Annotated in this window: 10 protein-coding genes and 1 pseudogene; 8 read left to right on the forward strand and 3 right to left on the reverse strand. The window is 68.5% G+C overall.

Annotated features, from left to right (window positions below; all coding sequences use genetic code 11):
• Positions 1-249 precede the first annotated feature (249 nt).
• The 5 genes from secA (at position 250) to frr (ending at position 6,781) form a co-directional block, all read left to right on the forward strand.
• Entirely contained in the window at positions 250-3,075 is a 2,826-nt protein-coding gene (gene secA / locus D7W81_RS32170; RefSeq protein ID WP_120559228.1) for a preprotein translocase subunit SecA, read from the forward strand.
• 341 nt (positions 3,076-3,416) lie between these two features.
• Complete coding sequence (gene rpsB / locus D7W81_RS32175; protein WP_120559229.1) at positions 3,417-4,397, forward strand: 30S ribosomal protein S2; 981 nt, start codon at positions 3,417-3,419, stop codon at positions 4,395-4,397.
• A gap of 177 nt (positions 4,398-4,574) precedes the next feature.
• Complete coding sequence (gene tsf, locus D7W81_RS32180) at positions 4,575-5,228, forward strand: translation elongation factor Ts (protein ID WP_120559230.1); 654 nt, start codon at positions 4,575-4,577, stop codon at positions 5,226-5,228.
• A 204-nt stretch (positions 5,229-5,432) separates the two neighbouring features.
• Positions 5,433-6,176, forward strand: coding sequence for a UMP kinase (gene pyrH / locus D7W81_RS32185; protein ID WP_120559231.1), 744 nt, complete (start codon positions 5,433-5,435; stop codon positions 6,174-6,176).
• Between the two features lie 50 nt (positions 6,177-6,226).
• The gene (gene frr, locus D7W81_RS32190) at positions 6,227-6,781 is read left to right on the forward strand and encodes a ribosome recycling factor (RefSeq protein WP_120559232.1); all 555 of its coding nucleotides are present in this window, start codon (positions 6,227-6,229) and stop codon (positions 6,779-6,781) included.
• A gap of 75 nt (positions 6,782-6,856) precedes the next feature.
• Here frr and cyaY read toward each other — a convergent pair whose 3' ends face one another.
• Positions 6,857-7,189: an iron donor protein CyaY gene (gene cyaY / locus D7W81_RS32195; RefSeq protein WP_120559233.1), complete on the reverse strand. Its 333-nt coding sequence runs from the start codon at positions 7,187-7,189 to the stop codon at positions 6,857-6,859.
• 22 nt (positions 7,190-7,211) lie between these two features.
• The gene (locus D7W81_RS32200; RefSeq protein ID WP_120559234.1) at positions 7,212-7,754 is read right to left on the reverse strand and encodes a SixA phosphatase family protein; all 543 of its coding nucleotides are present in this window, start codon (positions 7,752-7,754) and stop codon (positions 7,212-7,214) included.
• Between the two features lie 183 nt (positions 7,755-7,937).
• Here D7W81_RS32200 and D7W81_RS32205 point away from each other — a divergent pair, with 183 nt between their 5' ends.
• Positions 7,938-8,615: a hypothetical protein gene (locus tag D7W81_RS32205; protein ID WP_120559235.1), complete on the forward strand. Its 678-nt coding sequence runs from the start codon at positions 7,938-7,940 to the stop codon at positions 8,613-8,615.
• Here the strand turns inward: D7W81_RS32205 and D7W81_RS32210 are convergent, their stop codons facing one another.
• On the reverse strand, positions 8,616-12,395 hold the full coding sequence (locus D7W81_RS32210; protein WP_120559236.1) for an FAD-dependent oxidoreductase: 3,780 nt from the start codon (positions 12,393-12,395) through the stop codon (positions 8,616-8,618).
• Positions 12,396-12,575: 180 nt separating this feature from the next.
• On the opposite strand from D7W81_RS32210, the gene D7W81_RS32215 reads away from it, so the two are divergent.
• Positions 12,576-13,511 (forward strand): class I SAM-dependent methyltransferase, encoded by a 936-nt coding sequence (locus D7W81_RS32215; protein ID WP_244227561.1) that lies wholly within the window; start codon positions 12,576-12,578, stop codon positions 13,509-13,511.
• Between the two features lie 17 nt (positions 13,512-13,528).
• Positions 13,529-14,563 (forward strand): annotated as a pseudogene (locus tag D7W81_RS32220) (hypothetical protein); the annotation flags it as partial.

Here is a 14,563-nt window from a genome sequence, read left to right on the forward strand (position 1 = left end):
AGCCTGGCCGGCGGGGGCCCGGGGAGGAGCGGCCGGAAGCATTCTTCGCGGCGCGGGGACGGTGAATCTGCTTAGGGGACATTGCGTGGACTCGGTTCCGCTTTACTCTGGGCCACCGCGCGCCGGGCGGCCAGCCGAGAGGAAGTTTCGGGGGGCGTGCGTGGTTTTGGTCTGGTTCTCCCTTACATCTCCTGGGAATTCCCTTCACTCGCCGCGCTCCTTCGAGGATCCTCCGGCGAGAGAGCCAACATGATTGAATGGACGCTAAAGAAGCTCATCGGGACCAAGAATGAGCGCGAGCTCAAGAAAGCCCGTCTGAAGGTCGCCCGCATCAACGAACTGGAGGGCCGCATGAAGGCCCTCAAGGACGAGGACTTCGCGCGCGAAACCGCCCGGATGAAGCAGGAGATCGCGAACGGCAAGCCGCTCGACGACCTGTTGTTCGAGGCTTTCGCCATCACCCGTGAGGCGGCGAGCCGGGTCATCGGCCAGCGCCACTACGACGTGCAGCTCATCGGCGGCATCTTCCTGCACGAGGGCTGCATCGCGGAGATGCGCACCGGTGAAGGCAAGACGCTCACCGCGACGCTGCCCTCCTACCTCAACGCCCTGTCCGGCCGTGGCGTTCACGTCGTCACCGTGAACGACTACCTCGCCCGCCGCGACGCGGAGTGGATGGGCCGGGTCTACAAGTTCCTCGGCATGACGACCGGCTGCGTGCTCCACGAGCTGTCCGACAAGCAGCGCCAGGAGGCGTACCGCTCGGACATCACGTACGGCCAGAACAACGAGTTCGGCTTCGACTACCTGCGCGACAACATGAAGTTCCGTCTGCAGGACTACGTCCAGCGCGAGCTCAACTACGCCATCGTCGACGAGGTGGACTCCATCCTCATCGACGAGGCCCGCACGCCGCTCATCATCTCCGGCCCCACCGAGGACAGCACCGACAAGTACTACCGGGTGGACCAGGTCATCCCGGGCCTCGTGCCGGACCAGGACTACACCCTGGATGAGAAGCACCGCGCGGTGGCCCTCACCGACGACGGCATCGACAAGCTCCAGAAGCGCCTCAACGTCGGCAACCTCTACGACCCCGGCGAAATCGAGACCCTCCACCACGTCGAGCAGGCCCTGCGCGCGCACACGCTCTACAAGCGCGACAAGGACTACGTGGTGAAGGACGGCGAGGTGCAGATCGTCGACGAGTTCACCGGCCGCCTCATGCCGGGCCGCCGCTGGTCCGACGGCCTCCACCAGGCCATCGAGGCCAAGGAGGGCGTGAAGATCGAAAACGAGAACCAGACGCTCGCCACGGTCTCGTTCCAGAACTACTTCCGCATGTACTCCAAGCTGTCCGGCATGACGGGCACCGCGGACACGGAAGCCGAAGAGTTCGCGAAGATCTACAACCTGGACGTGCGCGTCATCCCGACCAACCGTCAGGCGCAGCGCCGCGACGAGCAGGACGTGGTCTACAAGACGGAGCGCGAGAAGTTCGAGGCCGTCGCCGCGCAGATTGAAGAGCTGCACAAGGCCGGCCAGCCGGTGCTCGTGGGCACGGTGTCCATCGCCAAGAGCGAGGTGGTGGCCAACTTCCTCAAGAAGCGCGGCGTGCCCCACAACGTCCTCAACGCCAAGGCGCACCAGCGCGAGGCGGACATCGTCGCGCAGGCGGGCCGCAAGGGCGCGGTCACCATCTCCACCAACATGGCCGGCCGCGGCACGGACATCCTCCTGGGCGGCAACGCGGAGGTCATGACCAAGAGTGAAATGGGCCCGCCGCCGGAACCGCCCGAGGCCGTGGACGGTCAGCCCCTGGACCTCACCGGCTACCAGGCGGCGCTCGCGGACTACGAGAAGCGCTTCGCGGAGACGAAGGCGAACAACGAGGCGCTCACCAAGCGCGAGCGTGAAGAGGTCATGGCCGCCGGCGGCCTCTTCATCATCGGCACGGAGCGCCACGAGTCCCGCCGCGTGGACAACCAGCTGCGTGGCCGCGCCGGCCGCCAGGGTGACCCGGGCGCCAGCCGCTTCTTCCTGTCCCTGGAAGACGACCTGATGCGCATCTTCGGGTCCGAGCGCATCCAGATGCTGATGGAGCGCCTGGGCATGGAGGAGGGCGAGGTCATCGAGCACATCTGGCTCTCTCGCGCCATCGAGAGCGCGCAGAAGCGGGTCGAAGGCCACAACTTCGACATCCGCAAGAACCTGCTCGAGTACGACGACGTGATGAACCAGCAGCGGCGCACCATCTACAAGCTGCGCCGCCAGGTGCTCGCGTCGGGCGCGGGCATCCCCCTCGTGGAGTACGAGGAGGACCTCAAGACGCGCGTGAAGACGCGCTCCGAGCGCGTCATCTCCTGGGCGGACTTCCGGGAGATGGTGCTGGACGCGGTGGAGGACGTCGTCGTGTCCATGACGGACACCTACGCCCCCACGCGCAGCTCCGACACGTGGGACATCGCCTCGCTGTCCAACTCCGTGAAGGAGTCGCTGAACCTGGAGATGGCCTTCGAGGGCGTCGGCAACCGCGACGAGCTCCAGGAGCAGATCTACGCCGCGGCGGAGAAGGTCTTCACCGCCCGCGAGCAGGAGTTCGGCGAAGACTTCATGCGCTTCCTGCAGTACCGGTACCTGGCCACCATCGACCAGCTGTGGAAGGACCACCTGCTGGCCATGGACCACCTGCGCCAGGGCATCGGCCTGCGCGGCTACGGCCAGAAGGACCCGAAGCAGGAGTACAAGAAGGAAGGCTACACGGGCTTCATGCAGATGCTGGACGCCATCAAGACGCAGTTCGTCAGCCAGATGATGCGCGTCCAGGCCCGCTCCGCCTCCAACGCGGCGGAGGAGACCGCCCGCATCCAGCGCCAGCTCGCCCAGCAGCAGCAGAAGGCCGTGGCGGGCCGCGCGGACGCCGAGGGGAAGATCGAGGAGGCCACCGCCACCCCGGTCGCCCAGCAGCGCGAGGCCGGCGCCGGCCCCCGCCCCGTGGGCCGCAACGACCCCTGCCCCTGCGGCAGCGGCCGCAAGTACAAGAAGTGCCACGGCGCCAACGAGGCGAACCCGTAGTCTCTGACGCCCACTGAAGGACAGTGCCTTCCGGCGCGGTCGCCCTCCCTGGAAAAGGGAGCGGGGGCCGCGCCGGTCGTCTTCCTGGAGGGCAGGGGAGCGGGCCCGGACGGGTAGGAGCCAGACGGAGGGTGTACCGAAGCTTGCGCCCCTCTCGAGCGTTCTGCTAAGGACGCCGCGCCCCGTTATGTCAGGGGGACCGGGCCGTACGCCCGGGGCAGTCAGCAGCACCCACTACTCACACGCGTGTCACCGGTCTCCGGTGCCCCTCCACGGTGGAAGGGCCAGGACTGGCAGCTGTCTCAACGCGCGTGGCGGAACAACCGGAAGGTACACGCACCATGGATACCCAGCAGGATACGCAGACGCAGGCCCAGGCGATGGCCGCCGCGAGCGGCATCACGATGCGCCAGCTCCTCGAGGCCGGCGTCCACTTCGGCCACCAGACCAAGCGCTGGAACCCGAAGATGAAGCCCTACATCTTCGGTGCCCGTAACGGCATCTACATCATCGACCTGCAGAAGACCGTGGCGATGGCCCGCGCGGCCTTCCGCTTCGTGGCGGACATCACGGCCCGCGGCGGCTCGGTGCTGTTCGTCGGCACCAAGAAGCAGGCGCAGGACGTCATCCGCGAGGAGGCCGCCCGCGCCGGTCAGTTCCACGTCACCAGCCGCTGGCTGGGTGGCACGCTGACGAACTTCAAGACCATCAAGCAGGGCATCGACCGCCTCAAGACGCTGGAGAAGATGGCCGAGGACGGCACCTTCGAGCGCCTGCCCAAGAAGGAAGTCGCCCAGCTCGACCGCGAGCGCGAGAAGCTGGAGAAGAACCTGGGCGGCGTGAAGGACATGGCGAAGCTGCCCCGCTGCGTCTTCGTCATCGACCCGAAGAAGGAGCACATCGCCATCCACGAGGCCACCCGCCTGGGCATCCCGGTGATTGGTCTGGTGGACACGAACTGCGATCCGGACGGCATCGACTTCGTCATCCCGGGCAACGACGACGCCATCCGCTCCATCAAGCTCTTCACGTCGAAGATCTCGGACGCGTGCCTCGAGGGTGCGGCGCGCTACCGTGCGTCCGGCGCCGCCGAGCGCGACGAGCAGGAGGAGCGTGAGGGCCGTGACGACCGCCGCGACCGTGACGACCGCCGTGGCCCGCGCCGCAACGACCGCCGCGACCGCGATGACCGCCGGGGTGGTGGTGACCGCGGCGGCGAGCGCCGTGGCCCCCTCGTGGAGATGAAGGGTGGCGCTGCCGCCGCCCCCGCCGCCACCGAGCAGGCGCCCGAGGGTGGCGAGGGTACGCCGGCGGCGGAGTAACCGCCCCGTCCCCATCGCTTTCCCACGCAGCTTCCGGAGTCGGCCGGGCGGCACCTCTCAAGGCCCGCTGTCCGGCCGTCTCCGTTTTTCGTTCCAGCGTTTTCCTCCCCTTGAACTCAGGCCTCCGCCCCCAGCGCACGTCGCCGGGCTCGGAGCAGACGAAGAAAGAGACACGACATGGCTGAGATCACCGCCCAGATGGTGAAGGACCTCCGCGAGCGCACCAACGCGGGCATGATGGACTGCAAGAAGGCGCTGGCCGAGTCCGGTGGCGACTTCGAGAAGGCCGCGGAGTGGCTGCGCAAGAAGGGCATCTCCAAGGCCGAGGGCAAGGCCGGCCGCGTCGCCGCCGAAGGCATCGTGACCTCCTACATCCACGGCGGCCGCATCGGCGTCCTCGTGGAGGTCAACTGCGAGACGGACTTCGTCGCTCGCAACCCGGACTTCCAGGACCTGGCGAAGGAAGTGGCCATGCAGATCGCCGCGGCCGGCCCCAAGTTCGTCCGCCGCGAGGAGGTCCCCACCGACGCGATGGACAAGGAGAAGGAGATCCAGCGCGAGCTGCTCAAGCAGCAGGGCAAGCCCGAGGCGATGCTGGAGAAGATCCTCGTGGGCAAGATGGAGAAGTACTACGAGGGCGTCTGCCTGGTGGACCAGCTCTGGGTGAAGGACGACAAGAAGAAGGTCGGCGAGATGATCAACGAGCGCGCCGCCAAGATTGGCGAGAAGGTCTCCGTGCGCCGCTTCGTCCGCTTCGAGGTGGGTGAGGGCATCGAGAAGAAGAAGGACGACCTGGCCGCCGAAGTGGCCAAGACGCTGGGCCAGGCCTAAACCGCCTCCCGCCGTCCCGCTGTCCTCCAGGGCCGCGTGCCTGGGGCTCTTCCTCACGAGGGAAGGGCGCCGGGGGCGCGGCCCTTGGTATTCCAGGACCCGCGTTGCCTCCCTGCGTCCGTCCGCCCGGCACTGGACGGTGCGGTGCGTGTCACGACTTCCGTCATTGCCTGGGCGAGGGGCGGGGGATAGAAGCGGACGCGTATGTCTGAATCCACCTCTCCCTACAAGCGTATCCTCCTCAAACTGTCGGGCGAAGCCCTGATGGGCGAGGGGAAGTACGGCATCCACCCGCCCACCCTCACGCGCATCGCGGAGGAGGTCGCAGAGCTGTCCCGGTCGGGGCTTGAAATCGCCCTCGTGATTGGCGGCGGCAACATCTTCCGCGGCGTCGCTGGCGCCACGGAGGGCATGGACCGCGCGAGCGCGGACTACATGGGCATGCTCGCCACCTGCATCAACTCCATGGCGCTGCAGGACTCGCTGGAGAAGCAGGGGCTGAAGACGCGCGTGCAGTCCGCCATCAAGATGGAGCAGATCGCGGAGCCCTACATCCGCCGGCGCGCGGTGCGCCACCTGGAGAAGGGCCGCGTCGTCATCTTCGCCGCGGGCACGGGCAACCCCTACTTCACCACCGACACGGCCGCGTCGCTGCGCGCGATGGAAATCAACGCGCAGGTCATCCTCAAGGCCACCAAGGTGGACGGCGTCTACAACGCGGACCCGAAGAAGGACCCCACGGCCAGGCGCTACCGGACGCTCACGTACATGGACGTCCTCAAGCAGAACCTCAACGTGATGGACTCCACGGCCATCTCGCTGTGCATGGACAACAAGCTGCCCATCATCGTGTTCGACCTGGGCACGCGCGGGAACATCCAGCGCGCCGTCCAGGGCCACGGTGAGTTCGGCACCGTCGTCGGCGCGTCCGAGACGGTCTGGGCCTGAAACCCCTTTGAGCAGGACTGCGACTCACCCCACTTCTGGAGGAGACTCAAATGGCTGACGCCGCCGCGGAACTGAAGAGCCGTATCGACAAGTCACTGGACGACCTCAAGCGGGAACTGGCCAAGGTGCGCACCGGCCGTGCGAGCACCGCCATCCTGGACGGCATCAAGGTGGACCAGTACGGCACGCCCACGCCGCTGGCCGGCGTGGCCAGCATCAACGCGCCGGAGCCCCGCCTCATCACCATCAAGCCCTGGGACAAGGGCGTGCTGAAGGACATCGAGAAGGCCCTGCGTGAGGCGAACCTGGGCATCAACCCGATGAACGACGGCGAGATGATCCGCCTGCCCTTCCCGCCCCTCACCGAGGAGCGCCGCAAGGACATCGTCAAGCAGGTGAAGGCGAAGGGCGAGGAGCACAAGGTCGCCATCCGCAACATCCGCCGCGACGCGAACGAGGCGCTCAAGACGCAGCAGAAGGACAAGAAGATCACCGAGGACGACCTCAAGCGCCTCACCAAGGACGTCCAGGACAAGACGGACGCCGGCATCAAGCAGGTGGACACCATGCTCGCGGCCAAGGAGCAGGAAGTCATGAAGGTCTGAAGCACCTGCCGTCCCGGTTCGCGGGGGGCTCGTGGCCAGGCGCCACGGGCCTCCGCCCACGCTCCGGACGGGCCTTCAGGACGGGTAGGTGAGCGCTTCGCCGGTGAGGTGCTTCACCACGCCCGCGACGAAGGCGAAGAGCTCCAGCCCCTTGCCCTTGTCGTCCATCCAGGCGCGCGAGGCGTCGTCGTGGCTGAAGTGGATGCCCTGGCCCTGGCCGGCCACCCAGATCTGCCAGACGGCGCGCTGGGTGTTGATGATGCACTTCTCGCCGGAGGCGGCCGTGAGCGTCACCTTGTCCCCGGTGGCTTCGGCTTCCAGCACGTCCGGGTCGAAGGTGTCCGCGGCCGCCAGGATGCGCTTGAACGCGGCGGCCACGAGGGAGTTGTAGCGGGCTTCGTCCATCATGGCCGCTCGCTCCCGGACGACGTCACTGGATGACGTCGAGGACCTGCTGGCCGGGGGCGGAGTAGAAGAGGAACTTCAGGTGCTGCGCCGGGGGGTTCTCCCCCTTCTCGCCGGGCACCTGGTCTTCCGTGCTGGTGGGCGTGTCCGGCCACTCCATGGCGATGACCGTGCCGGGGTTCACGGGCTTGGGGAAGGACTGCATCCCCAAGAGGTGCGCCGCCAGCGCGCCCATGGAGGGCTGGTGGCCCACCAGGACGAGGTTCTCGTCGGAGTACTCCTTGAGCACGGGCTCCACCGCGCCCACCGGCATGTCCGGCAGCAGGCAGCGGTGCACGCGCAGGAGGCCTTCATGCTTCACGGAGTTGGAGAGGATTTGAGCCGTCTGCACCGTTCGCACCAGCGGGCTGGTGAGGATGAGGCTGATGGGCCCCATGCGCTCAGACAGCGACGCGAAGTGAGCGGCGACATTCGTACGGGCCTTCGCGGTCAGCGCGCGCGCCTCGTCGCCGAGACCCTCGGGGATCTCTGCGTCCGCATCGCCGTGCCTTACCAGGAAAATCCTCAAAGTCCCTCCACCGGAAGCTACAGGACCGCGGTTCGTACATGACCGTGGCCGGGTTGGTCAAAGGTAATGAGGCGAATGTTCAGTGCCCGGAACAGCCTGCCCGCTGGGGGCGTTCGGGAACCGCCGTTCGCGGAGCCAGCCGGAGCATACACTGGTCACCCTTTGGCGTTCGTGGGAGGTGGCATGCGCAAGTTGTGGGGGTGTCTGGCCGTCGTCCTGGCCCTGTCCGCGTGTCGCAAGGATGCGGCGGAAGGCTCGGAAGGGGGCGGGGACGCCAGGGAGACGGTCGCCCGCCTGGATGCCGTGGAGGCCGGTCAAGAGGTGCCGTCCGGCCCCTACACCGTGACGAAGGCCAAGCTGGATGCGTACGTGGGCTACCAGCGCAAGATGCTGGAGGTGTACGGGTCGCTGATGCGGAGCCTGCAGGACATGGGGCCGCTGATGGACGCGGGGACGCCCCAGGCGCTGGAGAAGGCCCGGAGCGGCCTGAAGCTCATCGAGCGCAAGGCGCAGGCGGAGGCCGACGCTCGCCAGGCGGCGGGGCTGTCCACGGACGAGGTCAACCGCATCGCGGAGGTCGTCACCGCCGTCATCAGTCAGCGGCAGATGGGCCGGACGCTTCAGTACGAGGAGGAGCTCAAGAAGCTGGAGGCGCTCCAGGCCCGCATGCCGGAGGAGCAGCAGAAGGAGCTGGCGCCGCAGGTGGAGTCCATGCGCCGCCAGGTGGAGGCCTTCCAGAAGCTCCCGGAGGCGCGCCAGGAGTTCGGCGACGCCAACGTGGACGTGGTGCTGGCCCGCGAAGCCGACCTGACGAAGAACTACCAGGACATGCTCAAGGCCTTCGCGGGCGTGCGGCGGTAGCTACACCCGCTTGAGCTGCGGGGCCTTCTTCAACAGCTGCGCGAGGAAGGTGTCGCCCAGCTTCTCCAGCACCGTGTTGCCGCGCAGGCGCTGGTTGAGGTTGACGAAGTCCACGTGGTCCAGCCGCTGGTCCTGGTTGTAGCAGGAGAAGACCCACGTCTCCTTGCCGGTGAGCGGGTCCACGTGCCGCTGGAGGCACTGGGCGCAGATCTCCTTCATCATGCACTGCATGGGGGAGTTGATGGACCCGATGGCCTCGTGGCCCGGCTTGAGGAACGGCTGGAGCACACCGTGCCGCGCCTCGGCCACCGCGCGCATCATCCGGTCGGAGCCGATGGCGATGATGCGGTCCACCTCGCTCAGGGAGATGACGGGCCGCACGCCCAGCTTTCCTTCCGCGTACGCCACCATGGCCTGCACCACGTTGCCCCGGAAGGCCGTGTCCTGCGGACGGCGCACGTCCAGCAGGTCGCCGGAGTCCACGGACCAGATGACCTGGTCGGTGCCGGCTTCAATCTCGTCCTGCTTGAACGAGTCCGACTTCAGCCGGTAGCCCGCGAAGTACACCACGCGGCAGCCCGCCGCCTTGAGCGAGCGCGCGATGGAGAAGAGCACCGCGTTGCCCAGGCCTCCGCCCACCAGCACCACCGTCTCGTTGTGGCCAATCTCCGTGGGCGCGCCCGTGGGGCCCATCAGCACCACGGACTCACCGGGCTTGAGCGCCGCGCACAGGCGGGACGAGGAGCCCATCTCCAGCACGATGGTGCCCATCAGGCCCTTCTCCTTGTCCACCCACGCGCCCGTGAGGGCCAGGCCCTCCATGGTGAGGCGCACGCCGTCCACGAGCGGCGCGTTCCGCTCGAAGTTCTGGAGCCGGTAGAACTGGCCGGGGGAGAAGTGGCTGGCGGCGAAGGGCGCCCGCACCACCACCTCCACGATGGTCGGCGTCAGCCGGTTCACCGCGACCACGGTGGCGAGGAACGCCTCGTCCAGCCTGGCGAAGTGCGCGGCGCGCTGGGCCTCACGCGCCTCCTGCGCGGCCGTGTCGTTGAAGTCCAGGCCGGCCACTTCCTTCGCGAACAGGCGCGCCACCTGCGGGTGGCCGTCCTTCGCGCTGGCCATGGCCTTCACCACGTTGCCCGCGTACGTCGGGTGGTTGTCGCCGTAGAAGGACACGAAGCGGCCGCCCTGCTGGTAGGACGTGAAGAAGCCCACCTTCGCCTCGGGGTCTTCGGCGGCCTCCACCGGCTGGAGCTTGAAGCCGGTTCCGTCCTCCACCAGCTCGTGGCCCTGGAAGTACTCCTTCGCCTCGTCCAGCTGGAAGGTGCCCGGGTACTCCTTCTCGTAGGTGACGTTGGGGGACGTGCCCGCCGCCACGCAGACCGTCTTCGCCGGCAGCTCGAAGAACTGGCCGCTGCCCTTGAGCTTGCCGTCCACCGTCACCATGCGCTCGAAGCGGATGGCCCGCACCGCGCCGGAGCCGTCCTGCAGCGCCTCCGTGGGGCTCATCCGTTCAATGAACCGGATGCCCTCCTCCAGGGCCTTGGACACCTCTTCGTGGTTGAGGCGGTAGGCGGGGGACTCCGTGAGGCCGCGGCGGTACACCAGGCTCACGCCGCCCCAGGAACGCACCAGGTGGATGAAGTCCGGCGAGCGGCCTTCGGCCTGGGCCTTCTGACGCTCCGCGCGGACGGCGCGGCCGTGCTCCAGGAAGGTCCCGTAGGTGGCGCGCTCCTCGGCGTCCAGGCGCGCGAGGACGCCTTCCTCGCCCAGGTCCGCCACCAGCTTCTCGTGGCGCTCCAGCGTCTTCTCCACCTGCACCGGGTAGTACGCCATCAGCTCCGTGGCGGTGTCGATGCCGGTGAGGCCGCCGCCAATGACGATGGCGGGCAGCTGCACCTGGAGGTTCGCCAGCGAGTCACGCTTGAAGGCGCCCGTGAGCTGGAGCGCCATCAGGAAGTCGGACGCCTTGCGGATGCCCCGGATGAGGTTGTTCTTCATCCCGATGATGGTGGGGCGGCCCGCGCCCGCGGCGATGGCCACGTGGTCGAAGCCCAGCGCCCACGCATCCTCCACCGTCAGCGTGCCGCCGAAGCGGATGCCGCCGTAGATGCGCAGGCCCTCGCGGCGCGCGAGCGTCAGGTGGATGAGCGTGAGGAAGTTCTTGTCCCAGCGCACGGTGATTCCGTACTCGGACACGCCGCCGAAGCCCTCCAGCACGCGCTCGTCCAGCTCTCGCGTGAGCTCCCGCCAGTCGCGGATGGGCTGGAGCGTGTGCCCGTTGCGGCCCACCAGTTCGTCCGGGAACGGCTCAATCTTGAGGCCGTCCACGCCGGTGACGGCGAACCCTTCGTTGAGCAGGTAGTGCGACAGCGTGTAGCCGGCGGGGCCCAGGCCCACCACCATCACGTTGCGGCCCACGTAGGGCAGGGCGTACGGGCGGCGGATGTTGAGCGGGTTCCAGCGCGTGAGCAGGCCGTAGATTTCAAAGCCCCACGGCAGGTCCAGCACGTCCGTGAGCGTGGCCGTCTCCGCCAGCGGGATGTTCACCGGCTCCTGCTTCTGGAAGATGCAGGCCTTCATGCAGTCGTTGCAGATGCGGTGGCCGGTGCCCGGGCACATGGGGTTGTCCAGCGTCACCATGGCCAGCGCGGCCACGGAGTCACCCTCGCGCTTGAGCGCGTGCGCCTCGGAGATGCGCTCGTCCAGCGGGCAGCCGGTGAGCGGGATGCCCAGGGGGTTCTTCTTGAACGAGTGCCCCTCCGCCACCGGGTCCTTCGCGGGGAAGCCCTTGCTGCACGAGTCCTTCTGCCGCTCGTGGCAGATGACGCAGTAGTCCACCTCGTTCATCACGTCGCGCGGGGTGCCCCGGCGGTCGGTGAGCTTGAAGCCGTCGCGGTGGCGCAGGTGGTGCTCCAGGCCTTCGGTCTTCTCCTCCAGCCCCGCGTCCGGGCGCTGCAGCTGCACCAGCTGGTCGAACACCAGCGGCTTGGGCAGCCTGAGCGTGGGCCACGTGTGGAAGAGCGCCTTCGTCTCCGGGTGCAGCGCGCGGGCGTACGTCCACCGGTCCGCCAGCGACAGGAGCGCGCGCACGGCCTGGAGCTCCGCCGCGTCGTCGCCCTTCGTCACCAGGCTGGAGCCGAACGCCTCCTCGCCCTCGGGCGTGGCGGTGAGCGCGGCGCGCAGGGCGGCCCAGCGCTCGCGCAGGGCAGGGGCGCGCTCCTGGTGCGCGGGGGGCAGGTTGCCGGAGTAGAGCCGCTCGATGTCCAGCAGCGTGAGGATGGACTCCGCCAGGCCCCGCTCCAGGTCGCCGTGCTCGAGCGCGTCCGGGAAGCCCCGCTGCATGAGCAGGCGCATGCGGCCATCCAGCGACGGGAACTCCGCGAGCGTCGGGCGGTCCTGCGCGCCCTTCTTGAAGACGCGGCGCGTGATGAATTCGCGCTTGAAGTCGAAGAGGGGCAGCTCGCCGCGCAGGTGGCGGGCCAGCCGCTCGGACTCCGGCGTGATGCCGAACAGCGTGGCGACGAAGCGCGACACGTGGCGGGCCACCTGGATGAGCAGGTCGGACTCCGCCGGGCCCGAAGGGGTGGTGCCGCCGGACTTGCGGTACGCGTCGAAGGCCCCGAACAGGTCGGGGGCGTCACCCTGGAGTTGCGCGTCGAAGCGCTCCGCCAGCCGGCGCAGGCCACTGGGGCGGTACAGGTCTTCGAAGGAGAACCCCGGCAGGCCTGGCTGGAACGTGGGGGCGGGGGCGGAGGCAGGGTCGTTCAAGGCGCGCATGTCGGCGGACTTCGGTGAGGTGAACCTGAGGAAACGGTTCCAGGGGGGGACCTATTTCGCGGCGTGCCGCCCGGAAAGCAAGGGGGCCTGGAGAGGGCCCGGCGCGAGGGACGCCCCTGGGCGGGCATGTCCCATCCGACGTGTTGAGGCGGTGGGCCCCAGCGGCTACGGTGCGCCGCCATGATGGACAACGCCGCCCGTCGCGCCTCCGAAACGCACCTGGCCCCCGTGCCGGATGCCTGCTACCTGTGCAAGGGAGGGCGCCTGCGGCTGCGTCACCGGGCGCGCGGCGGAACCCAATCCCAGGGGGCGGCGGCCTACAACTGCACGTCCTTCGGCCACCGCAGCCACCCGCCCATCTGGGGCTGCGAGGACTGCGGGATGATGTTCCAGTGGCCCCTCTTGTCCCCGGACACGCTGCTCCAGGCGTACCAGGACGTGGAGGACCCGCTCTACGTCGCGGAGAAGGACAACCGCTACCACACCTTCCGCCGCGTGCTGCGCGAGCTGGGCCCGGCGAAGGACCGCACGCTGCTGGATGTGGGGGCCTACTGCGGCTACTTCCTGGACGTGGCGCGCGAGGCGGGCTTCCGCCCGGAGGGGCTGGAGCTGTCACGCTGGGCGGCCGGCAACGCGCGGAGCCTGGGCTTCACGGTGCACGGCATGCCCCTGCGGGAGCTGGCGGCGAGGGGGCTCCAGTACGACGTGGTGACGCTGTGGGACGTGGTGGAGCACTTCGCGGATCCGCGCGAGGAGCTGAAGGCGGCGCTCAAGCTGGTGCGCCCCGGTGGCCACATCTACCTGTCCACCATCGACGCGGGCAGCCTGCTGGCGCGGCTGATGGGCGGCCAGTGGCCGTGGCTGATGGACATGCACCTGTTCTATTTCGGCCGCCGCACCCTGGCGATGCTGCTGGAGGAGGTGGGCTTCCACGTCACGGACGTCCGGACGTACACGCACATCATCTCCGCGGACTACCTGCTGCGGAAGGTGGGGGCGAGCTTCACGCCCGCGGCGCCGGTGCTGGAGCTGGCGCGGCGGGGTGTGCCGTCCAGCTGGTCCATCCCGTTCAACCTGGGCGACAACATGCTGATGGCCGCCGAGCGGCCCCGCTGAAGCACCCCCCCACGCCTATGTCCCCCTTGATGCGGCGGATGCTGCACCCGCTGGTGCTGCTCACGTTCTTCGCGCTGTCGGCGTTCCACACCTGGCCCCTCCTGTCCCAGATGCAGGGGCACGTGATGGGCGGACGCGAAGACGTCTACATGAACATGTGGCACCTGTGGTGGATGCGGCAGGCCTTCTGGGTGCAGCCGCAGAACCCCTTCTTCGCGCCGTTCCTCCACTGGCCCCTGGGGGCCGAGCTGTACTGGCACACCCTGGCGCCCGCGAAGACGCTGTGGGGCGTGGTGCTGCTGCCGTTCATGCCCGTGGAGACGGCGTACAACGTGGTGCTGTTCGGTTCGTTCGTGCTGACGGGCTACACGTCGTGGCTGCTCCTGCGCTACCTGCTGGAGCGCGCGGGCCACGGGCCCTGGATCGCGGCGGCGGCGGCGCTCGCGGGCGCGTGCGTGTTCAACTTCTCGCGCTACCACCTGGCCCACGCGACGGCGCACCTGAACCTCTCCGCGCTGGAGGGGCTGCCGCTCTACCTGCTGTGCTTCTTCCGCTGGCTGGACGAGGGCAAGCGCAAGTGGCTGGTGGGCCTGGCGCTGTGCGCGTTGTACGTGCTGCTGTGTGACTACTACTACCTCGTCTACATCGCGCTCTTCTCGCTCCTGTGGGTGGTGGCGGAGCGGTGGAAGCGGGGGCCGCTGCTGGCCATGGACACGTGGAGGGACCCGCTCGTGCGCCGGGCGGCGGTGGCGGGGCTGGCCGCGGGGCTCGCGTGCGTGCCGCCCATCGTGCCGCTGCTCATGCACGCGTTTCCGGCGCCGCTGCAGATCCACCACGGCGACTCCGACTACTTCTCGGACCTGTATGCGTTCTTCGTCCCGGACACGCGCTCGGCGTGGATGACGGAGCTGCCCGCGAAGGCGCGTGAGTTCTCCCTGAACATCATGCGCATGAAGATGGCGACCAACGCGGAGGAGACCGGCACCTTCCTGGGGTGGGTGACGCCGCTGCTGGCCGTCTTCGCGCTGTGGCGGGGTGTGCCGGAGGGGCGC

It is taken from the genome of Corallococcus aberystwythensis, assembly GCF_003612165.1.
GTDB lineage: Bacteria > Myxococcota > Myxococcia > Myxococcales > Myxococcaceae > Corallococcus > Corallococcus aberystwythensis.